This window comes from Psychromonas hadalis ATCC BAA-638, assembly GCF_000420245.1.
GTDB classification, from domain to species: Bacteria; Pseudomonadota; Gammaproteobacteria; order Enterobacterales; family Psychromonadaceae; genus Psychromonas; species Psychromonas hadalis.
Genome location: NZ_ATUO01000343.1, coordinates 1 through 1,080, shown reverse-complemented (window position 1 = coordinate 1,080; position 1,080 = coordinate 1). Strand labels below are relative to the sequence as shown.

The following is a 1,080-nucleotide window of genomic DNA, read 5'->3' as shown; positions in this document are numbered from 1 at the left end:
ATACTTAATGTAATCGGTATTACCATTACCCAAAGATAAGTAATAGATCAAATATGACGATCCACGTCAACTTTTTTATTCTAAATTATGAAGGGTGGCGAAAATTAGCTTGTAATTATTTAATTAACCGTCTTTTTTGGTTGATATTTAATCAGTCAGAACAGGTGCGGAAAGACAGTTATACTAAAAAACACCTATCAAGCATCATAAAACAGTACTGTAATGTAAGGTTTTATGGGGGTTCATGGCAAAAGTAAATACCATCGAGTAGCCAATTTAACTGTTGGCCATTGATAGTTAGCACTTCATTTTTATCGTTTAACGGCCATTTGAATTGCGCATTATCAAGTGCCTTTAGCCACAAAATAAAGCCTGTTCTATCCCATACTAGAATTTTAATTTTATTGCGTCGTTTATTGGTAAATACAAACAACTGTGAAGAAAAGGGGTCAAGACACAGTGTCTCCTCAACCATCATAGAGAGTCCGTTGATCGCCTTTCTAAAATCGACGGGATTACGGCAGAGATATATTTTTTGAATTGAACAGGAAGGCCTGATCATAATTGGCTCGCACTATTAAGCAGGTAGGTTATATCAACCCCAGCAAGCTCCACGTATGATTCGACATGAAGTTGTTACTATTTTTGTGCTGACTGGTGTCGCTGTTAATGGTATCAATGAAAGATGAGGACTTTTTTGTAACACTTCTTTTTTTATTAGCACTGAACGAGCATGATAAAAAGCAGGAAGTGCGAGGTTATTTTTCTTTGCATAAGTGGACATTGATAGGTTTTGGTCTGTCGCTTTATTGAAATGGTCGAGCCAGGTTTGTTGTGTTTTGGTAAGTAGTTTTGTATGCATAATGAGCCCCTTTGAGATAAAGGGAAATAATGGCAGTTATTTTAGTGGTTTGACAGATGGGTTCGTTGAGCGCTTACATTTAAAACCAAAAAACCATCCCATGGTGCCTTTTCCATGCACCGCAATTCCATTAAAAACGTTGTTGCGCTTTGCTCTAATAATATGACATACCGCTATTTTGGTAGAGTCGATAAAAGCAATGCCTGTTGGCTTACCGA

At 37.0% G+C, this 1,080-nt stretch carries 2 protein-coding genes and 1 pseudogene; all 3 read right to left on the bottom strand.

Going from position 1 to position 1,080, the window contains the following annotated elements; genetic code table 11:
• Window positions 1-232: 232 nt before the first annotated feature.
• A complete protein-coding gene (gene tnpB / locus G322_RS0119470; protein ID WP_028866769.1) occupies window positions 233-562 on the bottom strand; it encodes an IS66 family insertion sequence element accessory protein TnpB in 330 nt (109 codons plus the stop codon).
• A gap of 33 nt (window positions 563-595) precedes the next feature.
• Entirely contained in the window at window positions 596-862 is a 267-nt protein-coding gene (locus tag G322_RS0119465) for a hypothetical protein (protein ID WP_022943310.1), read from the bottom strand.
• A gap of 78 nt (window positions 863-940) precedes the next feature.
• Window positions 941-1,080 (bottom strand): annotated as a pseudogene (locus G322_RS21580) (transposase); the annotation flags it as partial.

Excerpts from the sequence above, each read along its gene's own strand:
- tnpB (WP_028866769.1), bottom strand. The coding sequence starts at position 562 with ATGATCAGGCCTTCCTGTTCAATTCAAAAAATATATCTCTGCCGTAAT.
- G322_RS0119465 (WP_022943310.1), bottom strand. The coding sequence starts at position 862 with ATGCATACAAAACTACTTACCAAAACACAACAAACCTGGCTCGACCAT.